The sequence below is a fragment of the Pseudomonas indica NBRC 103045 genome (genome assembly GCF_002091635.1).
Classification (GTDB): Bacteria; Pseudomonadota; Gammaproteobacteria; order Pseudomonadales; family Pseudomonadaceae; genus Pseudomonas_M; species Pseudomonas_M indica.
Map to the genome: position 1 here is coordinate 68,130 of NZ_BDAC01000002.1, position 23,381 is coordinate 91,510.

General features: G+C 61.9%; 22 protein-coding genes and 4 tRNA genes. 8 read left to right on the top strand and 18 right to left on the bottom strand.

Features of this window, described 5'->3' with window-relative positions; all coding sequences use genetic code 11:
* Window positions 1-45 precede the first annotated feature (45 nt).
* The gene (locus PIN01S_RS02875; RefSeq protein WP_084333634.1) at window positions 46-468 is read left to right on the top strand and encodes a VOC family protein; all 423 of its coding nucleotides are present in this window, start codon (window positions 46-48) and stop codon (window positions 466-468) included.
* 62 nt (window positions 469-530) lie between these two features.
* Here PIN01S_RS02875 and galU read toward each other — a convergent pair whose 3' ends face one another.
* The 12 genes from galU to PIN01S_RS02935 form a co-directional block, all read right to left on the bottom strand.
* Window positions 531-1,370, bottom strand: coding sequence for a UTP--glucose-1-phosphate uridylyltransferase GalU (gene galU, locus PIN01S_RS02880; RefSeq protein ID WP_084333635.1), 840 nt, complete (start codon window positions 1,368-1,370; stop codon window positions 531-533).
* Between the two features lie 53 nt (window positions 1,371-1,423).
* The gene (locus tag PIN01S_RS02885; RefSeq protein WP_084333636.1) at window positions 1,424-2,785 is read right to left on the bottom strand and encodes a UDP-glucose dehydrogenase family protein; all 1,362 of its coding nucleotides are present in this window, start codon (window positions 2,783-2,785) and stop codon (window positions 1,424-1,426) included.
* 98 nt (window positions 2,786-2,883) lie between these two features.
* Entirely contained in the window at window positions 2,884-3,255 is a 372-nt protein-coding gene (locus PIN01S_RS02890; protein ID WP_084333637.1) for a response regulator, read from the bottom strand.
* Window positions 3,252-5,087, bottom strand: a complete 1,836-nt coding sequence (locus PIN01S_RS02895; RefSeq protein ID WP_084333638.1) for a sensor histidine kinase — start codon at window positions 5,085-5,087, stop codon at window positions 3,252-3,254. Before PIN01S_RS02895 ends, PIN01S_RS02890 begins: the two co-directional genes overlap by 4 nt.
* Window positions 5,087-6,247, bottom strand: a complete 1,161-nt coding sequence (locus PIN01S_RS02900; RefSeq protein ID WP_084333639.1) for an ATP-binding protein — start codon at window positions 6,245-6,247, stop codon at window positions 5,087-5,089. Before PIN01S_RS02900 ends, PIN01S_RS02895 begins: the two co-directional genes overlap by 1 nt.
* A 329-nt stretch (window positions 6,248-6,576) precedes the next feature.
* Window positions 6,577-6,663: transfer RNA gene (locus PIN01S_RS02905), tRNA-Leu, on the bottom strand.
* A gap of 160 nt (window positions 6,664-6,823) precedes the next feature.
* Window positions 6,824-6,897: transfer RNA gene (locus PIN01S_RS02910), tRNA-Cys, on the bottom strand.
* 45 nt (window positions 6,898-6,942) lie between these two features.
* Window positions 6,943-7,018: transfer RNA gene (locus PIN01S_RS02915), tRNA-Gly, on the bottom strand.
* Window positions 7,019-7,083: 65 nt separating this feature from the next.
* On the bottom strand, window positions 7,084-7,644 hold the full coding sequence (gene pgsA / locus PIN01S_RS02920; protein WP_084333640.1) for a CDP-diacylglycerol--glycerol-3-phosphate 3-phosphatidyltransferase: 561 nt from the start codon (window positions 7,642-7,644) through the stop codon (window positions 7,084-7,086).
* A 200-nt stretch (window positions 7,645-7,844) separates the two neighbouring features.
* Entirely contained in the window at window positions 7,845-9,668 is a 1,824-nt protein-coding gene (uvrC, locus tag PIN01S_RS02925) for an excinuclease ABC subunit UvrC (RefSeq protein WP_084333641.1), read from the bottom strand.
* A 1-nt stretch (window position 9,669) separates the two neighbouring features.
* Window positions 9,670-10,314, bottom strand: coding sequence for a response regulator transcription factor GacA (gacA, locus tag PIN01S_RS02930; RefSeq protein WP_084333642.1), 645 nt, complete (start codon window positions 10,312-10,314; stop codon window positions 9,670-9,672).
* 154 nt (window positions 10,315-10,468) lie between these two features.
* Window positions 10,469-10,558: transfer RNA gene (locus tag PIN01S_RS02935), tRNA-Ser, on the bottom strand.
* A 128-nt stretch (window positions 10,559-10,686) separates the two neighbouring features.
* Here PIN01S_RS02935 and PIN01S_RS02940 point away from each other — a divergent pair.
* Window positions 10,687-11,352: a Bax inhibitor-1/YccA family protein gene (locus tag PIN01S_RS02940; RefSeq protein ID WP_084333643.1), complete on the top strand. Its 666-nt coding sequence runs from the start codon at window positions 10,687-10,689 to the stop codon at window positions 11,350-11,352.
* A gap of 117 nt (window positions 11,353-11,469) precedes the next feature.
* Window positions 11,470-12,804, top strand: a complete 1,335-nt coding sequence (locus PIN01S_RS02945) for an IS4 family transposase (RefSeq protein ID WP_169715778.1) — start codon at window positions 11,470-11,472, stop codon at window positions 12,802-12,804.
* A gap of 46 nt (window positions 12,805-12,850) precedes the next feature.
* Here the strand turns inward: PIN01S_RS02945 and PIN01S_RS02950 are convergent, their stop codons facing one another.
* Both PIN01S_RS02950 and sohB read right to left on the bottom strand, forming a co-directional pair.
* On the bottom strand, window positions 12,851-13,843 hold the full coding sequence (locus PIN01S_RS02950; protein ID WP_084333644.1) for a YhdH/YhfP family quinone oxidoreductase: 993 nt from the start codon (window positions 13,841-13,843) through the stop codon (window positions 12,851-12,853).
* 9 nt (window positions 13,844-13,852) lie between these two features.
* Window positions 13,853-14,878, bottom strand: a complete 1,026-nt coding sequence (gene sohB / locus PIN01S_RS02955; protein WP_084333645.1) for a protease SohB — start codon at window positions 14,876-14,878, stop codon at window positions 13,853-13,855.
* A 212-nt stretch (window positions 14,879-15,090) separates the two neighbouring features.
* Here sohB and PIN01S_RS02960 point away from each other — a divergent pair, with 212 nt between their 5' ends.
* The 4 genes from PIN01S_RS02960 (at window position 15,091) to PIN01S_RS02975 (ending at window position 18,252) form a co-directional block, all read left to right on the top strand.
* Complete coding sequence (locus PIN01S_RS02960) at window positions 15,091-15,801, top strand: histidine phosphatase family protein (protein ID WP_084333646.1); 711 nt, start codon at window positions 15,091-15,093, stop codon at window positions 15,799-15,801.
* Window positions 15,802-15,863: 62 nt separating this feature from the next.
* Window positions 15,864-16,178 carry an SCP2 sterol-binding domain-containing protein gene (locus PIN01S_RS02965; RefSeq protein WP_084333647.1) on the top strand — a complete coding sequence of 105 codons (315 nt, stop codon included), beginning with the start codon at window positions 15,864-15,866 and terminating at the stop codon, window positions 16,176-16,178.
* A gap of 202 nt (window positions 16,179-16,380) precedes the next feature.
* A complete protein-coding gene (locus PIN01S_RS02970) occupies window positions 16,381-17,448 on the top strand; it encodes a phosphotransferase family protein (RefSeq protein ID WP_084333648.1) in 1,068 nt (355 codons plus the stop codon).
* A gap of 36 nt (window positions 17,449-17,484) precedes the next feature.
* Window positions 17,485-18,252 carry an SDR family oxidoreductase gene (locus tag PIN01S_RS02975; RefSeq protein ID WP_084333649.1) on the top strand — a complete coding sequence of 256 codons (768 nt, stop codon included), beginning with the start codon at window positions 17,485-17,487 and terminating at the stop codon, window positions 18,250-18,252.
* A gap of 59 nt (window positions 18,253-18,311) precedes the next feature.
* Here the strand turns inward: PIN01S_RS02975 and PIN01S_RS02980 are convergent, their stop codons facing one another.
* On the bottom strand, window positions 18,312-18,962 hold the full coding sequence (locus PIN01S_RS02980) for a hypothetical protein (protein WP_084333650.1): 651 nt from the start codon (window positions 18,960-18,962) through the stop codon (window positions 18,312-18,314).
* Window positions 18,963-19,060: 98 nt separating this feature from the next.
* Between PIN01S_RS02980 and PIN01S_RS02985 the strand changes: the two genes are divergently transcribed.
* Entirely contained in the window at window positions 19,061-19,846 is a 786-nt protein-coding gene (locus PIN01S_RS02985) for a TSUP family transporter (protein WP_084333651.1), read from the top strand.
* On the opposite strand, the gene nudC is transcribed toward PIN01S_RS02985, so the two are convergent.
* From nudC to PIN01S_RS03000, 3 genes are read right to left on the bottom strand one after another with little or no spacing between them, the layout of a single operon-like run.
* Window positions 19,814-20,647, bottom strand: a complete 834-nt coding sequence (gene nudC, locus PIN01S_RS02990; protein ID WP_084333652.1) for an NAD(+) diphosphatase — start codon at window positions 20,645-20,647, stop codon at window positions 19,814-19,816. The two genes, PIN01S_RS02985 and nudC, sit on opposite strands and share 33 nt — an antisense overlap.
* On the bottom strand, window positions 20,644-22,320 hold the full coding sequence (locus PIN01S_RS02995) for a FimL-related protein (protein ID WP_084333653.1): 1,677 nt from the start codon (window positions 22,318-22,320) through the stop codon (window positions 20,644-20,646). Before PIN01S_RS02995 ends, nudC begins: the two co-directional genes overlap by 4 nt.
* 39 nt (window positions 22,321-22,359) lie before the next feature.
* Entirely contained in the window at window positions 22,360-23,172 is an 813-nt protein-coding gene (locus tag PIN01S_RS03000; RefSeq protein ID WP_084333654.1) for a crotonase/enoyl-CoA hydratase family protein, read from the bottom strand.
* Between the last annotated feature and the right edge of the window lie 209 nt (window positions 23,173-23,381).

The following is a 23,381-nucleotide window of genomic DNA, read 5'->3' on the forward strand; positions in this document are numbered from 1 at the left end:
ACTTCGACCTAAGCTTCAGGTTGTCTTGCCGGAGGAGAAAGAGCCATGCGTCCCACCCTCACCCATCTAGCCTTGCATGTGCCGGACCTGGACGCCTGTATCCGTTTCTATGAAGAGTTCTGCGGCATGCGGGTGTTCCACGAGCGCGCCGGCAAGGGTTCGCGCATCGTGTGGATGGCCGAACCGGGCAAGGAGCACAGCTTCATCTTCGTGATTATGCCGGGAGGACAAGACCGCCATCTGGCCGCAGACGACTACAGTCATTTCGGTTTCGCGCTGGACAGCCGCGAAGCGGTGGATGCCATCGCGCAGAAGGCGGATGCTGCCGGTTGCCTGATCTGGCCGCCACGCGACGAGCCCTATCCGGTGGGGTATTACTGCGGCCTGCGCGACCCGGCGGGCAATTACGTCGAGTTCAGCTACGGGCAGCCGCTCGGACCTGGCTCGGAAGCCATGCCGATCCCCTAGGCTTCCCTAGAACGACAAAGGGAGCGAATCCTTCGCTCCCCCTGGTCGCCAACCGGTCAGGCTTAAAACGCCTTGCCCGGCTTGTAGAAGTGCTCGAAACAGAAGTTGGTGGCTTCGATGTAGCCTTCCGCGCTACCGCAGTCGAAACGCTGGCCCTTGAACTTGTAGGCCAGCACGCAGCCATCCTGGGCCTGCTTCATCAGGGCGTCGGTGATCTGGATTTCACCGCCCTTGCCCGGCTCGGTCTGCTCGATCAGCTCGAAGATATCCGGGGTCAGGATGTAGCGGCCGATGATCGCCAGGTTGGACGGGGCGTCTTCCGGCTTGGGCTTCTCCACCATGGTGTTCACCCGGTAGATGTCGTCGCGGATCATTTCGCCGGCAATCACGCCGTACTTGTTGGTCTCTTCCGGCGGCACTTCCTCGATGGCGACGATGGAGCAGCGGAACTGGTTGTACAGCTTGACCATCTGGCTGAGAACGCCGTCGCCGTGCAGGTTGAAGCAGAGGTCGTCGGCCAGGACCACGGCGAACGGCTCATCGCCGATCAGCGGACGGCCGCTGAGGATGGCATGGCCGAGGCCCTTCATTTCGATCTGGCGGGTATAGGAGAAGGTGCACTCGTCGATCAGGCGACGAATCCCGACCAGGTACTTTTCCTTGTCGGTGTTGCGAATCTGGTGTTCCAGCTCATAGCTGATGTCGAAGTGGTCTTCCAGCGAGCGCTTGCCGCGCCCGGTGACCATGGCGATCTGCGACAAACCTGCCTGCAAGGCTTCTTCGACCCCGTACTGGATCAGTGGCTTGTTCACCACTGGGAGCATTTCCTTGGGCATGGCCTTGGTGGCAGGTAGGAAGCGAGTGCCATAACCGGCAGCGGGAAACAGGCATTTCTTGATCATGAGAGTCCTTAGGACGGCGGAGTATCCGGTGATAAAACAACGCCGCCCGTATCTCAGGCGGCGCTTGCCTTGCGCTGTCCGGCCCGTGGGCGTCCTATACCCTGGTAGATGAATCCCAGTTCCGCCATCTGGGCCGGATCGTACAGGTTACGACCGTCGAACAACGCCGGGGTTCGCATCGCTGCACGGACCTGAAGAAAGTCGGGCTGGCGGAACTGTTTCCACTCCGTCAGCAGGACCAGCGCATCGGCGCCTTCGGTCGCTGCATAGGGTGACTCGCCGAAGCGCAACTGTCCATTCTCCGTTGCGAGGGGATAGCGCGCGGCGACCCCGGCGTTGGCCACCGGATCGTAGGCCTGGACCCTCGCCCCGGCCTTGAGCAGGGCCTCCAGCAGGACAAGGCTGGGCGCTTCGCGCAGGTCGTCCGTCCCCGGCTTGAACGACAGCCCCCACAAGGCCACCACCCGGCCCTGCAAACGCCCGCCAAAATGCGCGTGCAAGGCCTGGAACAGCAAGGTCTTCTGCAGCGCATTGCGCGCTTCCACGGCGCGCAGGATTTCCGGCTCGAAGCCTTCCTGTTCGGCCGTGCGAATCAGCGCCCGTACGTCCTTGGGAAAGCACGACCCGCCATAACCGCAGCCGGCGTAGATGAAATGGGTACCGATCCGCCGGTCGCTGCCGATGCCCCGGCGCACATCCTCGATGTCCACGCCAAGCCGGGCACAGATGCCGGCCATTTCGTTCATGAAGGAAATCTTGGTGGCGAGAAAGGCGTTGGCTGCGTACTTGCTGAATTCCGCCGCCCGTACGCTCATGCACAGCACCCGCTCGTGGTTGCGCAGGAAAGGGGCGTAAAGCCGTTTCAGCAACTCGGCGGTGCCCGTCTCGTCGCAGCCGAGAATGACTCGGTCCGGGCGCATGAAGTCTTCGACGGCCGAGCCCTCCTTGAGGAACTCCGGGTTGCTCGCCACCGGTACCCGGAACCGCTGGCGCCGCGCCGACAAGCGCGCCTGGATACGCTGCGAGACCTGCTCGGCGGTCCCCACGGGAACCGTGGACTTGTCCACCACCACGCAGGGAGCGGTCAGGCAGTCGCCGAGTTCGTCGGCCACCGCGAGCACGTGAGAGAGATCCGCAGAGCCGTCCTCCCCGCTCGGCGTACCGACAGCGATGAAAACCACCTCGGCCTGGTGCACGCCTTCGTCGAGCCGCTGCGTGAAGCTCAGGCGGCCGCTGGCGAGCTGGCTTTTCAGAATGCCGTCCAACCCCGGCTCGTAGATGGGCACCTCGCCCCGGGTGAGCCGGGAAAGACGGAAGGGATCGCGCTCGACACACACCACACGATTGCCCATCTCGGCGAAACAGGCCGCCGTCACCAGCCCCACATAGCCCGCACCGATCACGCTCAGTCGCATTGCGGCACCCTCTCTCGATGAGTTTCCGCAATTGCAACCAACGACAATGGCAGCGATGTGACGAAGACAAGACAACCTGGTGACGATACCGGCCAGGATCAGGAAAGGTTCAACGCGGTCCGCAGGGCCGATTCCAGGTCGGACAGCATGTAGGGCTTGCTCAGGACCGGGCGGTCCTGCCAGCGCTCGGGCAAGCCGCTGGCACCGTAGCCGGTGGAGAAGACGAAGGGAATCCGGCGCTCGGCCAGCCGTTCCGCGACCGGATAGACCTGAACACCGGCGACGTTGATATCCAGGATCGCAATGTCCGCCTCGACGCTATCGGCCAGTCTCAGCCCCTCGTCCACGGACGCCGCCAGACCGACCAGCGTACAGCCGAGTTCCAGCAGAATATCTTCAAGAAGAAAGGCCACAAGGGTTTCGTCTTCGATGAGCAACACCCGACAGCCATCAATCTCCGTCCCCGTCATATCAGTTCCGGAACCTCCACTGCATTGGCTTCCTCGAGGGGGAAGCGGAGGCGGCAACGAAGCCCCTCGCGGCAATAGGTGAAGTGAACATCGCCGTTCAGCTCATGCACGATGCTGCGCTCCACCAAACGGGTGCCGAAGCCCTGCCGGCTTGGCGGTATGACCTCGGGACCATCCTGTTCACACCATTCGAGTGCGAGCATTTCCCCCTGGCTGCCGTCTTCCATGCGCCAGGAAACCTCCAGCTTCCCTTCCGGGGAAGAAAGCGCGCCATATTTCGCCGCATTGGTGGTCAGCTCATGGAAGGCCATCGCCAGGGTCAGCGCGGCACGCGGCCCCAGGCCGATGTCCTCGCCCTCCAGGCGGATGCGCGGCGTTCCGATCGTCCAGTACGGGGCGAATTCCTGCATCATGACCGAGCGCAGGCTCGCGCCTTCCCAATGGCTGTGGGTAAGCAGGTCATGGGCCTTGCTCAGGGCGATCAGACGAGAGGAGAAACTGGCGCTGAACTCCCTGACCGATTTCGCATTACGAAGGCTCTGCGTGGCGATGGATTGGACCGTCGCCAAGGTGTTCTTCACCCGATGGTTGAGTTCATGGATCAGCAACGACTGGCGCGCCTCGGCCCGCTTGTGCTGGCTGATGTCGACCAGCATGTTCACCGCACCGATCAACTCGCCGTCGCTGTTGCGCAGTGGCATGGGATACGCCGCGAACGGGACCTGGGTACCGTCGGGGCGCTCGGCGATCGCTTCGCCCTGGACGGCCCGTCCCTGCTTGAGCGTGGTCGCCATCGGGCATTCGTCATGTGCCATCGGCGAACCGTCCGGCCAACGCAGCAGCCAGGAGCCGCACCACTCGGCCTCTCCCAACGGCGGCCGGTATCCCCAAAGCCGGGCCGCCGCCTCGTTGAAGTAATTGATCCGTCCGCAGGCGTCGGTGGTATAGATCGCCGCCGACAGGCCGTCGAGCAGATTGCGCATGTGCTGCTCGCTCTGGCGCAAAGCCTTTTCGTCCTGCCTGCGCCGTGTGATGTCCCGCGTCACGGCAAGCTGGGCCTGGCTGCCGTCCGGCATGCGCAGCGGTACGGCATGGGTCTCCATGTGCCGACGCGTTCCTTTCAGGCCGACCTGGTCGTACTCCCAGGTCCGCTGCAAACCCTGGCAGACCTGGTCATGGTGCTGCTGCCAATGTTCGCGGTGTTCGGCAGCGATCCAGGTGCACATCGGCCGCCCGATGACTTCGTTGAGGTCATCCGCCTCGAGCAAGGCCAGCCCCGCCGAGTTGATCTGCAACAGCGCGCCCTCGGACGAGACGATCTTCACACATTCCGGATTCGCCTCGACCACCGAGCGAAGGAAGCCCTGGCTGTCACGCAACGCCTGCTCGGCCCGCTTCCGTGCGCTGATGTCCTGGAAGCAATTGACCGCACCGTTCAACCGGCCATTTTCGGTGAACAGCGGGTTGATATTGACCAGCACCCAGACCCTTTTCCCGTCGGGCTGCTCGATCTGGACTTCGAGATCGCAGGCGGGAATGCCGTTGCGCAAGGTCGCCGCCATGGGGGTTTCCGCATGGGGCAGCGGGCGTCCGTCCGGCCAGAACAAGCGGTGGGCCCCACAGAAACGCTCGTCCTTGTCGCCCAGGCGTGGCGTCCGGCCCCAGAGTTCGCAAGCCTTGCGGTTATAGCGGACGATGAATCCCTCGGCATCGCAGACATAGATGGCAACCGGCAGGAGATCCAGGAAACGATCGTCGGCGACGAACACCTGCGGCGCCCCGCCATGCCTGCCATTCGGAGGGAACCCGAGGGCAACGGAATTTTCCTGCATCACTGGGCTCCTTCGTTACCGTTGCATCTCGGAAAGTAGAGTCTGACCAACGTGCCGCGCCCAAGCTCGCTGTCGATCCGGACATGCCCTCTCACCTGGCGTACGAAGCCATAGATCATCGACAGCCCCAACCCCACATCGCCACTGGCCGGCTTGGTGGTGAAGAACGGATCGAACACCCGCTCCAGAACGGCCTGGGGCATACCGATGCCATTGTCTTTCAGGGTGACTTGGACGTAATCGCCCGATTCGAGACCGATGCAGCCCTCTGTCGCCGCCGCGTCCAGGTGCACGTTACCTGTGCTCAAGGTGACGCAGCCCCCCTCCGGCATCGCCTCACGCGCATTGGTCATCAGTTGGATGAGCGTGTTTTCCAGATGCAGGCGATCGCTCGATGCCAGCCAGAGGCCGTCCATCGTGTCCACGCTCAGACGGTTCTGCGTACCCAGGCTTTGCTCCAATTCGGGCAGAAGCTGGCTGATCAGTTGATTGACATCGACAGGCCGGATATCCAACGGCTGTTTGCGGGCGAACGCGAGCAACTGTTGCGTCCTGTCCGTGGCCCGCTGTGCGGACGTCAATGCCACCTCGATGAGCTGGTCGAGTTCCTGGACACGCCCGGACGCCAGCCGGCGATTCAGCAGGTCCAGGCCGAATACGATGCTGGTGAGCAGGTTATTGATGTCATGGGAAACCCTCCCGGCCAACTGACCGAGGGCTTCCATCTTCTGTGCCTGATACAGCGCGCCCTGGACAGAATGCTTCGCGGCAGCAGCCTCCTTTTCCCAGGTGACATCGCGCCCGACGAGATAAAGACAGTCGCCCTTGTGCGTCGCCGACCAGGAGATCCAGCGATAACCACCTGCCTTGTGCCGCAGGCGTAGCTCGAAGCCCTGCATGGGAAGCCCCCTGCCCAGGTTCTCGAGCTGGCCAACCAGGGTTTCCTCTTGTTCAGGATGGGCGAGGGTCTGCAGGGAATTCCTGGTCGCCTCTTTCTCGGTCCACCCGAGGATGTCGCTGAATGCCGGATTCACGCGACGAAAACATCCCTCGTGCGAGGCAATGGCCAGAATGTCCGGTACCAAGGTCCAGACGCGGTCATGCTCCGACAGAGCCGTGTCGCCCTCTTTGACGAACGGTTGTACGTCCTCCGTCAGCATGTCTCAGGCGCTCCCTGAGCGTTCCGTTTCATACGCCTACCACACTAACCACTGATTCCGATTCAAGTCGCCCGCTCCGTCCGAATGGTCCGTTTTGTCATTGGAATCCAGACCTATCCCAACGAACAGGATCGCCGGCAGAATGACTCCGCATGCCATGATAGGTCCACAAGCGAGAGCGTCAGTTCCCTGAAAACGCCGACAAAGTGACAAATTGCACAGAGGGCATCGCCGAACGTCGCTAGGGCCCGTTCGTTCGATAAGGAAGGAGAAGGAAGTACCGAGAAAGGACGGCGGAGGCGCCAGGTTCCGCAATGGTAGCAAGACGATGGTGCCCGGAGCCGGGGTCGAACCGGCACGGGGTTGCCCCCGAGGGATTTTAAGTCCCTTGCGTCTACCGATTTCGCCATCCGGGCGGTAGCGCTGTGAAGCATGGAGACGGCGTAGGTGGCGCCGAAACGAGGGCAGGAATATATACAGCCACCCTCTCCGAAGCAAGCATACGGCGACTTTTCCGATTGCCGATTCGCAAAGAAAAAGCCCCGTAGATCAATGATCTACGGGGCTTTCCTATAGTGGAGGCCGAGGTCGGAATCGAACCGGCGTACACGGATTTGCAATCCGCTGCATGACCACTCTGCCACCCGGCCTCAAACGAAGACGCCGCATACTGCGGCGTCAACGTCGAACGATTTTGGAGCGGGAAACGAGACTCGAACTCGCGACCCCGACCTTGGCAAGGTCGTGCTCTACCAACTGAGCTATTCCCGCGTCGTGGTGACGGGCGCCATTCTATAGATTCGAATCGCGCCGTCAAGCCTTTGATTCAAAAATAGTTATTTCTTTTCCGGCGTGGTGCTGAGATGTGGCCAGGCGGCCATCAGGTAATTCAGCATGGACCACAGCGTGAGCCCCGCTGCAACCAGCAGAAGCACGTAGCCAAGCCCCACCCAGAACGTCAGAACCGGCGGATTGCCCAACAGGATGATCAAGGCAGCCATTTGCGCCGCGGTTTTCCATTTACCCAGATTGGAAACCGCCACCTGCGCACGGGCTCCCAGCTCCGCCATCCATTCCCGCAGCGCAGAAACCACAATCTCACGGCCGATGATGATCGCGGCCGGCAACGTCAGCCAAAGATTGGCGTGCTCCTCTACCAGCAGAACCAATGCGACTGCCACCATCAGCTTATCCGCTACCGGATCGAGGAAGGCGCCGAACGGTGTGCTCTGCTCCAACCGCCGCGCCAAGTAGCCGTCTAGCCAGTCCGTCACACTGGCAAGGGCGAACACGGCGCTCGCCGCCCAGTAGCTCCAGGAAAACGGCAGGTAAAAGAACAGAATGAAGACTGGAATCAGTAGGACGCGCAGTACGGTGAGCAGATTGGGGATATTCATCGATGCGACTGAGCAGAGATCCGGGGAAGGTTTGCCAGCACGGCGGGCCGCACTGCTCGAAGGGAAAGCGTTGTCGTGTAGCAGGATTTCGTCATTCGTCTCTCTACTGGGATGGGCAAACGCCTCTCCTTGTTCCTCAGACCTTGGTGGCTCACTCAGGTCAGCCCGTCGCGTGCCACGGAAACCATGCCGGTGCGATTCTACTCGCTGTGCAAGGCGGCATAAATCGACTCCGCCAGTTTTTTGCTGATACCCGGAGCCTTGGCGATCTCGTCGACACTGGCCCTTGCCAGTTCCTGCAGCCCGCCAAAATGTTTGAGCAACTCGCGCCGGCGCTTGGGCCCCACCCCAGCCACATCTTCCAAGGTCGACGTACGCCGCGCCTTGCCGCGTCGCGCCCGGTGTCCGGTGATCGCGAAACGGTGCGCCTCGTCACGAACCTGCTGAATAAGATGCAAGGCGGGCGAGTCGGCCGGCAAGGTGAACTCATGGGCCGCATCGTTCAGGTACAGCGTTTCGAAACCAGGCTTTCGCGTGACGCCCTTGGCGACCCCGAGCAGGATCAGGTCGGGAACGGCCAGCTCCTGCAGCACGTCCTGAGCCATCGCCAACTGCCCCTTGCCGCCGTCCACCAGAAGGATATCGGGCAGCTTGCCCTCCCCCTCCTTCAACTTGCTGAAACGACGGGTCAGGGCCTGGTGCATGGCCGCGTAATCGTCCCCCGCCGTCACGCCTTCGATGTTGTAGCGTCGGTAATCGGACTTCAGCGGACCCTCCGGCCCGAACACCACACAGGAGGCGACCGTCGCCTCACCGCTGGAGTGGCTGATGTCGAAGCATTCGAGGCGCGCGGGCGGTTCGTCCAGGTCCAGGGCTTCGGCCAGTGCATCGAAACGCGCGGCCAGATGCTGACGGTTGGCCAGGCGGGCTCCCAATGCCTGCTCGGCGTTGGTGACGGCGAGTTGTTGCCAGCGCGAACGCGTACCGCGAACACGGTGACTGATCGCCGGAGCCCGGCCCCGAAGCTCGCTGATCGCCGCAGCCAGGGTGGCGAAATCTTCATGCACGGTGTTGACGATCAGCTCCGACGGCAGGTCGCGTTCCTGGCTTCCCAGGTAATACTGGGCCAGGAAAGCTAGCAGCACCTCGTTCGTCTCTTCCTCGATGCCGACCTGGGGGAAGAAGTTTTTGCTACCCAGCACGCGTCCGCCCCGAACGCTGATTAGGTGTACGCAGGCACCGCCCGGCGTGACGATGGCAGCGACCACGTCCACATCACCGCTCCCGCCTTCCATGCTTTGCTGATCCTGGACACGGCGCAGCAGCGCCACCTGGTCGCGCAGTTGAGCGGCCCGTTCGAAATCGAGGCGCATCGCAGCCTGCTCCATCTCGGCGGAAAGCTCTTCGGCCAGTGCGTTGCTGCGTCCCTCGAGGAACATGATCGAGTGCCGGACATCCTCGGCATATTCCTCCGGCGTCACCAACCCGACGCAGGGTCCCTTGCAACGTTTGATCTGGTACTGGAGGCAAGGCCGGGTGCGGTTCTTGAAGTAGCTGTCTTCGCACTGGCGCACCAGGAAGCCTTTCTGCAACAGAGCCAGGCTTTCGCGGATAGCCCCGGCGCTGGGATAAGGACCGAAGTAGCGCCCTTTCGCCTTTTTCGCCCCACGGTGAATGCTCAACCGGGGGAAATCGCTATCGGAAAGATAGACATAGGGATAGGACTTATCGTCCCGCAACAGAATGTTGTACGGCGGTCGCCATTCCTTGATGAGGGTCTGCTCGAGCAGCAGCGCCTCTGTCTCGTTGGCCGTGATAGTGGTTTCGACCTGGGCGATCCGACCTACCAGCGCAGCGGTCTTCGGGGCCAATCCATTCTTGCGAAAATAACTCGACAGACGCTTCTTGAGGTTCTTGGCCTTACCGACATAGAGCAACTTGCCGTCCGCATCTAGCATGCGGTAGACACCGGGGCGGCCGCTACAAGTGGCCAAGAAGGCGCTGGCATCGAACGGCAGGGACATCTCAGTTGCTGGCGTCGATCACACCGTGACGCACGGCGAGCAAGGCCAGCTCGACGTCGCTGTCGATCGAGAGTTTCTCGAAAATACGGTAGCGGTAAGTGTTCACCGTTTTCGGCGAAAGATTGAGCTTGTCGGAAATGATCTGCACTTTCTGGCAGTTGGCGATCATCAAAGCGATCTGGATTTCCCGTTCGGACAACAGATCGAACGGCGAACCGTTATTTCGCGGTTCGAAGGATTTGAGCACGAGTTGCTGGGCTATTTGCGGACTAATATAACGCTGGCCGGCGAACGCCATGCGAATGGCCTGAACCATCTCCTCCAGCGCCGCGCCCTTGGTCAGGTAGCCGGCAGCCCCCGCCTGCATCAAACGGGTCGGAAATGGGTCATCTTCGCATACGGTCACAGCCACCACTTTTATATCGGGGTGACTGCGTTGCAGTTTACGGGTTGCCTCAAGGCCGCCGATGCCGGGCATCTTGACGTCCATCAGGATGACGTCGGGCTTGAGTTCGCGGGCTTTCTTCAGGGCTGCCTCACCGGAATCGGCCTGTCCAACCACCTGCAGGCCATCGATATCGGCCAGCATGCGCGTGATGCCTGTTCGAACCAGATCGTGGTCGTCGACCACCAGCACCCTAATCAAGCGACACCTCGTTGTGCGTCAAGAGCCGCCCCTGTAGCGGTCTTATTGGAGTGCAGGCCACCATAGCAAAAAAGGGGCAGGTAGACCTAGCTTGGCGCACGCGCGTCAAATAGCAAGCGTCAAAAATACTCGAGCCGCCGATTTGAGAATTGGATGGCGGAGGCGGTGAGATTCGAACTCACGGAAGAGTCTCCCCTTCGGCGGTTTTCAAGACCGCTGCCTTAAACCACTCGGCCACACCTCCGCATAAGCGCGGGCGGCAATAGTACCGAATCGCAACACACTGTCAAACTCTCCGAGTTGGCAGTCATGACACCTCTGTTATGATCGATGCGACTCAAGTCACGGACCACTCAACTCAGGAGCGTTGCCATGCACGAACACGATTACGCACTCAGTCATGCTCAGACGGGACAGCTGGAAGTCAGCCGCGTCCTGCGCAATACCTATGGCCTGCTGGCCATGACCCTCGCCTTCAGCGGTCTGGTCGCGTATATGGCGCAACAGATGAACGCCCCGCGCCCCGGCTTCCTTGTGGTGCTCATCGGCTTCTATGGGTTGTTCTTCCTGACCGCCAAACTGCGCGACTCGGTGTGGGGCCTGGTTTCCACCTTCGCCCTGACCGGCTTCATGGGTTATACCCTGGGTCCGATCCTCAACCTCTACCTGAGCATGCCTAACGGTGGCGAGGTGGTCAGCTCTGCCCTGGCCATGACCGCCCTGGTGTTCTTCGGACTGTCGGCCTATGTGCTCACTACCCGCAAGGACATGAGCTTCCTGGCCGGTTTTATCACCGCAGGCTTCTTCGTACTGCTCGGTGCCGTTCTGGTCAGTCTGTTCTTCCAGGTCAGCGGCCTGCAATTGGCAATCAGCGCAGGCTTCGTGCTGTTCTCCTCGGCATGCATCCTGTTCCAGACCAGCGCCATCATTCATGGCGGCGAACGCAACTACATCATGGCGACCATCAGCCTGTACGTTTCGATCTACAATCTGTTCGTCAGCCTGCTGCAGCTTCTGGGCGTTTTCAGCGACGACTGAAGTTCCGCTTATTGACCGAAAAGGCCCGCTCTGGCGTAATGCTGTTCACTTAAGCATTTGAGCCCAGGCGGGGCTTCCTCGAAAATTCGATGCCAGGTCACTGGCATCGGATTTTTTATGTCTCTGCTGCAACAGCAACTGCTCGACTTAGGCGAACTGTTCAACTTCTCCGATCTGAGCGCCTTCACCCAAAACATCCCGATCGAGTGGGTGGCATCCGCGCTGGACCTGTCCGCCCAGGCCACCATACGGAGGCGGCGCTTGCCCAGCGACCAGGTACTCTGGCTGGTACTGGGCATGGCCTTGTTCCGCGACGAGCCGGTTCATGAGGTCGCACGACGCCTGAACATCTGCGCTCAGGGCCTGGCCTCTCTCGACCTGCTGGCCAGGAGCGGTGTCACCGAGGCGCGCAAACGGCTGGGTGCCGATCCGGTTGAGTGGCTGTTCCGCCAGACGGGTAACCAATGGGACTGCGAGCGCTATGACGGTGATACCTGGCAAGGGCTGCAGGTTTTGGCCGTGGATGGTGCGCTCCTGAGCACCCCGGATACTGCCGAACTCCGAGAGCATTTCGGCTCCGGCAATACCGCCACCGACCGTCAGACGCCCTTTCCCATGCTGAGGCTGGTGGCCTTGATGAACGTGCGCTCGCATCTGATTCTCGATGCCCAACTGAGTCCCTATCGACGCAGTGAAATGCGCCTGGCCAATGAGTTTTTGCAGCAGATTCCCAGCCGTTCGGTGACGCTATTCGATAAGGGCTTCTGGAGTGCCGGTTTACTGCTGAGCCTGGCCACGTCAGAGGAAGATCGGCACTGGCTGATTCCGGCCCGCAAGGCGCTGGTCAGCGAAGAAGTCGCTCGCTACGGCAAGGGCGACCGCCTGCTGCGTATGAAGGTGTCGGCTCAGGCCAGAAAGCGTAACCCCAACCTGCCAACGCACTGGGACGTGCGCGAGGTTAGCTACGAGGTAAAGGGCAAGATCAAAACCGTACTCACCTCGCTGCCTGTGGGCACTTACAGCGCCAAGGCCATCGCCACGTTGTATCGGGAGCGCTGGGAGATCGAACTGGGCTTCAGGGATATCAAGAGTTCTCTGCAGCAAAATGCAATGACCCTACGTAGCAAGGTAAAGGAACTGGTTTACCAGGAGGTCTGGGGCTTGTTGCTGGCCTACAACATTATCCGCCGGGAAGCCAGCCAGGCTGCCGTCGCCTTTGGCCGCTCTCCATGTGAGATCCGCTTCAAACCCGTAGCCCACTACATCGCCGTGCAGCTGATCGTAATGGCGGCGGCCAACCCGATTTCAGCAACCGGAAGACGTTTGTCGGAGTTAAGGGCGGGAATCGGCGGGCTGTTTCTGGATCACCGCCCCAGGCCATCACGACCAAGGACGGTGAAGATTTCAAAGACCCGCTATCCCGTGGATCGAAAGGCCGCTCCGCTTAAGTGAACAGCATTACGGCGCCAGGCCGGGCTTTTCTGTTTTCACCTCCGACTCAACCGAGGTTGACCAGCACCCGGCCCACCAGCTTGCCGGCCAGTATCCGCTCGATCGCCTGGGGCAGATCGTCCAGACCGACCTCATGGACGAGCCGCTCCAGGTCGTTCAGCTTCCACTGCACGGACAAGCGATCCCACATGGAAGCCTTGACCACCAGTGGCAGCTCCACCGAATCGACGCCCAGCAGATTCACACCCCGCAGGATGAACGGCAGCACGCTGGCCTGGAAATTCGCGCCGGCGGTCAGGCCACAGCAGGCGGCACTCGCGCCGCGCTGCAACGATTTGACCACGTTGAACAAAATTTCCCCGCCCACCGTATCCACCGCACCGGCCCATTGCTCCTTGAGCAGGGGCTTCTCCGTTCCCTCCTGCAGTGCGCTGCGCGACACGACCTGGCGGGCGCCCAGTTCGCGGAGGAAATCACCCTGCTCTTCCTTGCCGGTCGATGCGGCCACGTCGTAGCCCAGGCTGGCCAACAACGACACCGCGATGCTACCGACGCCCCCGGTCGCCCCGGTGACCAGCACCGGACCGGCCGCTGCGTTGAGGCCCGCCTGCTCCAGCTTGTCGACACAGAGCGCGGCGGTGAGGCCGGCGGTCCCCAGCAGCATGGATTCACGCAGGCTGAGTCCTTTCGGACGTTTGATCACCCAGCCCGCCGGGACGCGGATGTATTGGCCGAATCCACCGGCGGTGTTCATGCCCAGGTCATAGCCGGTAACGATGACCTCATCGCCGGCGGCGAACTCGCCGACACTGGACTCGGCCACCACCCCGGCCGCATCGATGCCCGGCGTATGTGGGTAGCGCCGGGTCACCGCGCGGCTGCCGCTGGCGGACAGGGCGTCCTTGTAATTCAACGAGGAATACTGAACACGGATCAGCACGTCGCCGGCCGGCAGGTCGGTGGTGTCGCGCTCGACCACGCGCTGCTCGAAGGTACCATCCGCGCCTTCGCTGACCAGCAGTGCCTTGAACTTGCTCATCGCCACCTCCTATTGCCAGAAACGTTGTTGGTTGAGTCGGCTCCACCAAGTCAGAACGACCCGGTCCAGCACGACGCTCGCGGCCAGCCCGACACGCTCCTGCAGGCTCTTCTTCTCTACGAAGTGAAGCTGGAACAACTCGGCATCGCGCGCCCGCTCGGCTAGGTATTCGTCGCTGGTCTTCAATTCGTCGACCAGTTGCTTGCCCAGTGCCGCTTGGCCCAGCCAGATCTCGCCGGTAGCGATTTCATCGATGGCCAGTTGTGGGCGGTAGCGAGCCACGAAGTTCTTGAACAGCTCGTGGGTGGTTTCCAGGTCTTCCTGGAACTTCTCCCGCCCCTTCTCGGTGTTCTCGCCGAAGACGGTCAGGGTGCGCTTGTATTCGCCCGCCGTCAGCACTTCGAAATCGATATCGTGCTTCTTCAACAAGCGGTGCACGTTCGGCAACTGGGCCACCACACCGATGGACCCCAGGATGGCAAAGGGGGCGCTGAGAATCTTTTCGCCGATGCAGGCCATCATGTAGCCGCCGCTGGCCGCCACCTTGTCGACGCAGACCGTGAGAGGCACGCCGGCCTGGCGGATACGCACCAGTTGCGACGCAGCCAATCCGTAGCCGTGGACCATTCCGCCGCCGCTTTCCAGACGTAGCACCACTTCATCCTGGGGAGTGGCCATGGTCAGCAAGGCCGTGACCTCATGGCGCAGGTTTTCCACCGCCGAGGCACGCAGGTCGCCGTCGAAATCCAGTACGAAAACCCGTGGCTTGTGCTCGCCGGACTTCTTCGCCTGTTTGGCCGCCTTGGCTTCGGCCTTGCGCGCCGCTTTGAGGCGGTCCTTGTCCAGCACACTCTGCTCGAGGCGCTCGCGCAAGCCTTTGTAGAAATCGTTCAGCTTGCTCACGTCCAGGTGGCCGGCACCTTTGCTGCGGTGCCTGCTGCGCAAGGCAGCGAACGCCGCCAGGATCACCAGGATGGCGACCACCAGGGTCACCGTCCTGGCCAGAAAACCCGCATATTCGGAAAAGAACTCCACTGCATCCCCCTCGTTGCTCTGTCACGCCCCAGACGGGACGGGTCCGTATCCGGGCAAGCATACCGACGCCACCCGCACCCGACCAGCGAACGAAGCACGGCGGTTACCCCACCGTTCGACCGGGATTCAAACAAGCGTATGTTTTTTCGTTGACAGGCCCTGCCTATCCTCATACCCTCGCGAAACTTTCTCAGACCGGGACAGCAGCGAACGTGGGCAGCATCTACCTGATTCGACATGGCCAGGCCTCGTTCGGTGCCGACGACTATGACGTGCTGTCCCCCCTCGGCATCCGCCAGGCCGAAATACTCGGCCGCCACCTCGCCGAACTGGGTATCCGTTTCGATCGCTGCCTGAGCGGCGACCTGCGTCGCCAGCAGCACACCGGCCAGGGCGTGATCGGCCAGCTTCGCGAAGCCGGTCATTCCATCCCCGATATCGAAGTCGATTCCGCCTTCAACGAGTTCGAAGCCGACGAGGTGATCCGCGCCCATTTGCCCGACCTCCTGAGCCTGGAACCCGACGCCCTGCATATCCTGCAGAACGCGGCACATCACCGCGCCGAATTCCAGCGCCTGTTCTCCCTGATCATTAGCCGCTGGGTTTCCGGCGAGCACGAAAAGGACGGCCTGGAAAGCTGGCAGTCCTTCCGTGAGCGCGTGGAAGGCGGCCTGGCCCGGATTCTGGCGCAGGCGGAGAAGAAAGACCGGATCGCCATCTTCACCTCCGGCGGCACCATCACCGCCCTGCTCCAATCGATCATCGGCGTGCCCGCGATCAAGGCATTCGAGCTCAACTGGCAGATCGTCAACACCTCGCTGAGCCTGCTGAAGTTCCGCGGCCACGAGGTGACCCTGGCTTCCTTCAACAGTCATGTGCACCTGGAGCTGTTGAAGGCCCCGGAACTCATCACTTTCCGCTGAGTCCGGCCCCCGGCGGCCCGCAAAGCCGCGAGAAAAACCCGAAAACAAAGGAATAGAAAACCATGACCACCGTTGCTGACATCGTCCAAAACATGAAATCCAAGTTCAACGCCGGTGCCGCTGCTGGCTTGGACCTGGTATTCCAATTCAACATCGAAGACGGCGAGAACCACTACCTGGTGGTCAAGGACGGTACCTGCGACGTCCACCAGGGCGACGCTCCGAACCCGAACGTCACCCTGATCATGGACAGCGAGACCCTGAAAGGCATCACCAGCGGCGAAACCGACGGCATGCAAGCCTTCATGGCCGGCAAGCTGCGCGCCGAAGGCGACATGATGCTGGCGATGAAGCTCGGCGAGCTGTTCCCGGTCTAAGCTGGGTAAGCACCACCAAGAAAACCGGAGTCGATGACTCCGGTTTTTTTTTGACCATGTCAGCCATGCGAGTCTAATCAGGCCTCGTGATCGAACGGCAACACGGCCGCCTATAACAGCCCGGGCGGCTTGTGAGGCTCAAGGCCGGCGCATTAGATTAGCCAATAGTCTCGGGGCTCCATCATAAGTAGAAGGGATAAGAATGACGCTTGCAGATCAGACCACCCGTATCCGCGAAGGCGAAGAGCTCGACGCGAATGCCATTGATCGGTACCTCAAGGCCCATATCCCGGGCCTGGAAGGCACGCCCCGCATCAGCCAGTTCCCAGGTGGAGCCTCCAACCTGACCTACCTGCTGGAATACTCCGGCCGCGAACTGGTCCTGCGTCGCCCACCGTTCGGCCACAAGGCCAAGTCCGCCCATGACATGGGCCGCGAGTTCCGCATCCTCAACCAACTCAACGCCGGCTTCCCCTACTGCCCGAAAGCCTATGTGCACTGCACCGACGAATCGGTGATCGGGGCTGAGTTCTACGTGATGGAACGGGTCAACGGCATCATCCTGCGCGCCGACCTGCCGAAGGAACTCAACTTCGATGCCGACCAAACCCGCGCCCTGTGCAAGAGCTTCATCGACAAGTTCGTCGAGCTGCACAATGTCGATTACAACGCCTGCGGCCTGGGCGACCTGGGCAAGCCGGAAGGCTATGTGCAGCGCCAGATCGCCGGCTGGAGCGATCGCTACGAGAAGGCCATGACCCCTGATGCCCCCGCCTGGGAGCCGGTCAAGGCCTGGCTGAAGGAAAAGATGCCCGCCGATCACCACAAACCCGGCATCGTCCATAACGACTACCGCTTCGATAACGTCATCCTCGATCCGCACAACCCGATGCAGATCATCGGCGTGCTCGACTGGGAGATGACCACCATCGGCGATCCGCTGATGGACCTGGGCAACACCCTGGCCTACTGGATCGAGGCCGCCGACCCGGCCCCCGTGCAACTGATGCGGCGCCAGCCGAGCAATGCCCCCGGCATGCTGACTCGCCAGGAGTTCGTCGACTACTACGCCGAGCGCGCCGGTATCGAGATCAAGAGCTTCGACTTCTACTACACCTACGGCCTGTTCCGCCTGGCCGGCATCGTGCAGCAGATCTACTACCGCTACTTCCACGGCCAGACCCAGGACAAACGCTTCGCGCAGTTCGTTCACATGAACAAGCTGCTGGAAAGTATGTCGCTGCAGGTCATCGACAAATCGACGCTGTAATCCGGCTCATCACGGTTTCATAAGAAGGGGAACCCCATGTCCAAGACCCAACTGTTCGACCTCGACGGCAAGATCGCTTTCGTCTCCGGAGCCAGCCGCGGCATCGGCGAAGCCATCGCCAGGCTGCTGGCCCAGCAAGGCGCCCACGTGATCGTCTCCAGCCGCAAGATCGAAGGCTGCCAGGCTGTCGCCGACGCCATCGTTGCCGAGGGTGGCAAGGCCACCGCGGTGGCCTGCCACATCGGCGAGATGGAGCAGATCCAGCAGGTCTTCGCGCAGATTCGCGAGCAGTTCGGCCGCCTCGACATTCTGGTCAACAACGCCGCCACCAACCCGCAGTTCTGCAACGTGCTGGACACCGACCTGGGGGCTTTCCAGAAGACCGTGGACGTGAACATTCGCGGCTATTTCTTCATGTCCGTCGAGGCCGGCAAGCTGATGCGCGAGCACGGCGGCGGCAGCATCATCAACGTGGCCTCCATCAATGGCGTGTCGCCGGGCGAATTCCAGGGCATCTACTCGGTGACCAAAGCCGCAGTGATCAATATGACCAAAGTGTTCGCCAAGGAATGCGCGCAGTTCGGCATCCGCTGCAATGCCCTGCTGCCGGGCCTGACCGACACCAAGTTCGCCTCTGCCCTGGTGAAGAACGACAGCATCCGCAACATGGCGCTGCAGCGCATCCCGCTCAAGCGCGTAGCCGACCCGAGCGAAATGGCCGGCGCCGTGCTCTACCTCGCCAGCGAAGCCTCCAGCTACACCACCGGCGTCGCCCTGAACGTGGATGGCGGGTTCCTCTCGTAATCGCCGGGTACGGACGAAAAAAGGGAGCCTGGCTCCCTTTTTTCATTTCGGCGGACAGCTCACTGCCAGTCTTTCAGTGCCTGGGTGGCCGCCTGGTTCATCGGTTGAGCGAGCAAGCCGGTGGGCGACAGGCTCACGGTGAAGGCCGCACCGTCGGCCACCGGCAGGTAGGTCACCCGCTGCGCTTCGGGCTTGAACAGGAACAGGTCACGCTGATTCAGCCGCAGCCAGCGCCAGAGGTCGACGCCATACGGGCTCTGCGCCAACTCCACCTGGGTATGCTGCGCCAGCTCCTGCTGCTCGATGGCCAGGAAACGCCCAGAGAGCCGCTCCAGCCGATAACCGGGCTGCAACCCGATCAGATCGGCGAGCCCGATCCAGCGCAGCAAGCGGACATCCAGTTGCCAGAGATCGCCCTCCAGCGTGACCTGCCGCTCTTCGCCGCTTTCCAGCAAGGTCACCCGATAACGTTGCTCGGATTCCGCCTTGAAGCTGATCGTCACCACCGGCTTGCCGTCCGGCAGCGGCGAATAGGCCGTCAGGTCCTTGGCCACCAGGCCGAGGAGCACCGCCAGGCCGAGAAAAGCCAACCCGCAGGTACCGCGCAGCCAGCCGAGGAACCAATGACGATTGAACAGAATGCGGGCGGCGACCAGTGTCACCAGCAGCGCCAGCAGCGCTGTCGCCCAAGCCAGACCGTCATACTGCATGGAGCCATTCCTTCTGCATAAAAATGGCGGCATTATGCGCAGCTGCTCTGCTTCCGGCCAGCCGGAACGCCACACAATCGGACACAAGTCGACTTTTTATGCCCTTCCCCTTCGAACTCGCCGTCGAACCCGGCACTTTGGCCATCCTCGCTTTCGTCGCTTTCCTCGCCGGCTTCATCGATGCCATCGCCGGAGGCGGTGGCCTGCTGACCATTCCTGCGCTGCTCACCGCGGGGTTGCCGCCCCATCTCGTCCTGGGCACCAACAAACTCAGCGCGACGTTCGGCTCCGCCACCGCCAGCTACACCTTCTACCGACGCAAGCTGTTCTCTCCCGGACAATGGCGCAACGCACTCATCGCTACTGCCGTCGGCGCGCTCTCGGGCGCGGTGATCGCCCATTGGCTGCCGGCCTCCTGGCTGAACCAGATGCTGCCGGCGGTGGTGTTCGGCTGCGGGCTCTACCTGTTGTTCGGCCGCACACCGGACGCACCGTTGAACGCCGAAGCACCGATCCCACGCGGACGCCAATGGCCCCAGGGCCTGGGGCTGGGCTTCTACGATGGTATCGCCGGCCCGGGCACCGGTGCCTTCTGGACCGTCAGCAGCCTGCTGCTCTATCCACTCGACTTGGTTAGGGCCAGTGGCGTGGCGCGCAGCATGAACTTCGTCAGCAATGCCGCGGCTCTGGTGGTGTTCATGCTGTCCGGGCAGGTCGCCTGGTTGCTGGGCATCAGCATGGGGCTGTCACTGATGGTCGGCGCGTTTCTCGGCGCACGCACGGCGATCCGGGGCGGCTCGCGCTTCATCCGCCCGGTGTTCATTCTGGTGGTGTTGGCGCTGACGGCGCGCCTAGCCTGGCAACACTGGTTCGGGGCGGCCTGAGCGCCGGGCCAGGTACAGCTCGATCAGGTAGCGCGCGATGGAGCGCGAGGCTGGCAATGGCGGCAGGTCATCGAGGCCGAACCAGCGCGCATCCTCGATTTCACCGGGCTGAGGCACGATATCTCCGCCCGCGTATTCGGCATGGAAACCAAGCATCAGCGAATGCGGAAACGGCCAGGCCTGGCTGCCGATGTATTGAAGGTTACGCACCTCCAACCCCACCTCTTCCCGTACTTCGCGAGCGACACATTCCTCCACCGACTCGCCCGGTTCGACGAAACCAGCCAGGGTGCTGTAGACGCCCGGAACGAAGCGTGGCGAACGCGCCAGCAGGATTTCATTGCCGCGCGTCACCAGCACGATCATGCTCGGAGAGAGACGCGGGTAATGGTGGACTTCGCACTGCGGACAGTGCATGGCGCGCTCGCCGGTCACCTGCAGCATAGGCGTGCCACAGCTTCCGCAAAAGCGATGCTGACGCGCCCAGGTTCCGATCTGAGTGGCATAACCGAGCATGCGGAAGGTATCCGCATCCGCCTGCAGCATGAACTGACGCAGCCCTTGCCAATTGCAATCCGCTAGATGGATCGGCTGCTCCACTTCAAGAACATGAATGGGATCGCCATCGAAATGGCCGATACCGTGCTCACAAAGAACCGGCAGGTCCTGGCGCTTCAACCACTCGCGCGGAAACAGCAGGCCGTTGCTGTCGCAGAGGAATTGCTGGCGGCAATGCGCCAACGCCCAACCGCCGGCTGGCGCACCGTCGATCAGGCCGGGCTGCCAGCGCGAATCGCTCATGCCGCCACCGGCAGCCCCAAGGCACGCACGCTCTCGGCCGCGAGGTCGAGCACGCTCGATTCGCTGTCACGCCGCAACATGGCTCCGCCCTCGAGGAAATATTCGAGACTGGTCAGCGCATCCGCCAGGGTTTCCAGCATCTGTTCGGATGGCATCTGCTGACTTTCCAGCATCTGCGTTTGGATATAGTCGGCACAGGACCCGACCAGTAGTGCGGCACGCTCCTGACCGAGGAACCACAAGCCGCCGCGCACCGCCTGAAGGCTGAAAGGCACGTTAGCCAGGTGCATCTTGTCGCCGTTCGACTCCAGGTAAGCCGTGATGGCCCGCTTGGCGAGCGCCAGGCCCGCCTTGGCCTCATCGATGACCACGATACGCGCCTCGGTGAGCTGGTGACTGGCAAAGGATTCCGCCTCCTGCCCAGGCTGGGCCTGCGGCCGTGGCTCATGACGCCCGCCACGCTCGAGGCTCGCCACCATGCCTTCCACGTACAGCACCGCATCCGCCAGCTTGTTGAGGGCGTCGCCATCGGCGGAAGCCCCTTCGCTCCAGGAAGCGACGATCGGCAATTGGACTTGCAATGCATTGCCTGCCGAGCTGAGGCCAACCATGCCCAGCGTCTTGGCCAGCTTGCCCAGTTGCGCATGCAGGGTGACGAGGCTTTCCGGCTGCGCCGTACCCCGGCCGAGCAGGTCGAGGGAGTCCTTCACGCTGGCCAGCTCTTCGCGGATGGCGGTGGACAGCGAGCGCATCACGGCCTGGCCGGGACCGGACAGGCGCTGGTATTCGTCCTCCAGCATCTGGTCGGTGAACGGCAGCGGCGTCAGGCCGAACACGTTGCGAACTTCGCTGGCCAACGACCCGCGGCTGTCGGCCAGAGCGACCAGATAGAGCAGTTCCTTGAGCAGGCTGCGCGGGACTTCGTATTGAGGATTGGCGAGAAGCTGCTTGAGCTCGCGGTCGACCCGGGAGAACAACTGCTTGCGGGACTTGCGCGCCAACAGCTGCCCTTCCACCTGGGCTTCCAGGGCTGCCGCCGCGACCCAGCAAAGCCGTCCGCGCGGATCGTTGGCGAACAGGCTGTCCAGGCGGGCCACGGCCCGCGCCATCAGCTTCAGGCTGGCCTGGATGCTCTGCTCGCGGATGAAGCCGAGCAGCCCGACTTGGTACATGTGGCGTAACCGCCGGCCCTCTTCGACGCGGGCGGCGGAATCCAGCGTGGACGCGGCAATACGAGGACGCGGCTGATCCAGGCGGGCACTGAAGAAGAAGCTTTCCGGCAACGGCGGCTGGGCGCCGGCCTGTCGTAGGTCGTTGATCGCCGGGAGCAGCAGTTCGGGCATTTCCTGGCGGCTCGCCTCGACGTTCTCCAGGTAGCGGCGCAACACATGCAGCGCGTTGCTGAGCGCCGATAACTGACCGTCGCGCTCGGCCCCCGCCCCGGCTGGAATGTCGGTGGCCTGTTGCAGGATTTCCTGGGCCAGCAGCTCGGCACCGGCCAGTTCGATCAGGTTGAGCGTACCGCGCACCTGGTGAAGGCTTTCCACGGCCTGCTGCAGCAGGCTGCCGTTGTTCCGTTCGGCGATGAAATGCTCGAGGCTCTGTTCAGCCTCTTCCATGGTGACGAACAACTCGTCGCGCACCATGCTGAGGGACGTGGCTCCGGTGACCATAGGTCTATTGCGCCTCCCGCGCGTAGTTCTCGGACAGCATCAGTCGGCGAATTCCGGTTTCTGCTTGCTCATGTGGGCTGCCATGGCGACCCGCAGATCGGCGGATTGAAGCATGGCGGCATTCCAGGTGGCGATGTAGTTCAGGCCATCGTCGACGCGATGGTCGCGCATGTAGCGAATCATTTCCTTGGTACCGCGAATGGCGATGGGGGACTTCGCGGCGATCTCGCGGGCGATGCCGAACACGCCATCGAGCAGCTCGGTTTGATCGGTATAGGTGCGGTTGACCAGCCCGATGCGGAGCGCTTCTTCACCATCGACAGTGCGGCCGGTATAAGCCAGCTCGCGCATCATGCCATCGCCAATGATCCGCGGCAGACGCTGCAGGGTGCCGACATCGGCAGCCATACCCATGTCGATTTCCTTGATCGAGAACTGCGCATCCACGGTGGAATAGCGCATGTCGCAGGCGGAAATCAGGTCGATTGCACCACCGAGACAGTAACCCTGGATCGCCGCCAGAACCGGCTTGCGGCAGTTGTCCACCGCATTGAAAGAAGCCTGCAGCTCGAGGATGGTACGGCGCAAGGCCTCGGCATTGCGCCCGGTGTCCTTGCCGAGCTGGCTGCCCGCCTGGGCCAGGAGCATCAGATCGATGCCCGAAGAGAAATGCTTGCCGGCACCGGACAGGACGACGACACGCACTTCATCGGTCTCGTCGACCCAGCGGAAGACATCGATGATCTCGGTCCAGAAGTCCGCGTTCATCGCATTGACCTTTTCCGGACGATTGATCTGGACATGGGCGATCTTGTCTGCCAGTTCGATACGAAAAGCCTTGTAATCAGTCACGGCAGCGATCCTCGGCAACATCAGGCGAGTCGAAAAAGGATGAAATATAAAACCGGCCAACTATAACAAGCGCACCACAAAAGTCGATGCCGGGCTTGTGAACCAGGGCACGCCATCCGACTTAAGGGATCGTTGTGGATATGACGACTAAGCGCTTGATCTTTTTAAGGGTATCGACGGATTGTTCAGGTAATTTCCAGAAATGCCGT

Bases quoted from the DNA above. Each gene is read 5' to 3' on its own strand.
- uvrC (WP_084333641.1), bottom strand. From the start codon at position 9,668: ATGTCCCTGCCGTTCGATGCCAGCGCCTTCTTGGCCACTTGTAGCGGC.
- PIN01S_RS02885 (WP_084333636.1), bottom strand. From the start codon at position 2,785: ATGCGACTGAGCGTGATCGGTGCGGGCTATGTGGGGCTGGTGACGGCG.
- pgsA (WP_084333640.1), bottom strand. From the start codon at position 7,644: ATGAATATCCCCAATCTGCTCACCGTACTGCGCGTCCTACTGATTCCA.
- PIN01S_RS02985 (WP_084333651.1), top strand. From the start codon at position 19,061: ATGCCCTTCCCCTTCGAACTCGCCGTCGAACCCGGCACTTTGGCCATC.
- PIN01S_RS02895 (WP_084333638.1), bottom strand. From the start codon at position 5,087: ATGCAGGAAAATTCCGTTGCCCTCGGGTTCCCTCCGAATGGCAGGCAT.
- PIN01S_RS02970 (WP_084333648.1), top strand. From the start codon at position 16,381: ATGACGCTTGCAGATCAGACCACCCGTATCCGCGAAGGCGAAGAGCTC.
- PIN01S_RS02995 (WP_084333653.1), bottom strand. From the start codon at position 22,320: ATGGTCACCGGAGCCACGTCCCTCAGCATGGTGCGCGACGAGTTGTTC.
- PIN01S_RS02965 (WP_084333647.1), top strand. From the start codon at position 15,864: ATGACCACCGTTGCTGACATCGTCCAAAACATGAAATCCAAGTTCAAC.
- PIN01S_RS02900 (WP_084333639.1), bottom strand. From the start codon at position 6,247: ATGCTGACGGAGGACGTACAACCGTTCGTCAAAGAGGGCGACACGGCT.
- PIN01S_RS02890 (WP_084333637.1), bottom strand. From the start codon at position 3,255: ATGACGGGGACGGAGATTGATGGCTGTCGGGTGTTGCTCATCGAAGAC.
- PIN01S_RS02980 (WP_084333650.1), bottom strand. From the start codon at position 18,962: ATGCAGTATGACGGTCTGGCTTGGGCGACAGCGCTGCTGGCGCTGCTG.
- PIN01S_RS02950 (WP_084333644.1), bottom strand. From the start codon at position 13,843: ATGAGCAAGTTCAAGGCACTGCTGGTCAGCGAAGGCGCGGATGGTACC.
- nudC (WP_084333652.1), bottom strand. From the start codon at position 20,647: ATGAGCGATTCGCGCTGGCAGCCCGGCCTGATCGACGGTGCGCCAGCC.
- PIN01S_RS02975 (WP_084333649.1), top strand. From the start codon at position 17,485: ATGTCCAAGACCCAACTGTTCGACCTCGACGGCAAGATCGCTTTCGTC.
- PIN01S_RS02940 (WP_084333643.1), top strand. From the start codon at position 10,687: ATGCACGAACACGATTACGCACTCAGTCATGCTCAGACGGGACAGCTG.
- PIN01S_RS02875 (WP_084333634.1), top strand. From the start codon at position 46: ATGCGTCCCACCCTCACCCATCTAGCCTTGCATGTGCCGGACCTGGAC.
- galU (WP_084333635.1), bottom strand. From the start codon at position 1,370: ATGATCAAGAAATGCCTGTTTCCCGCTGCCGGTTATGGCACTCGCTTC.
- PIN01S_RS02945 (WP_169715778.1), top strand. From the start codon at position 11,470: ATGTCTCTGCTGCAACAGCAACTGCTCGACTTAGGCGAACTGTTCAAC.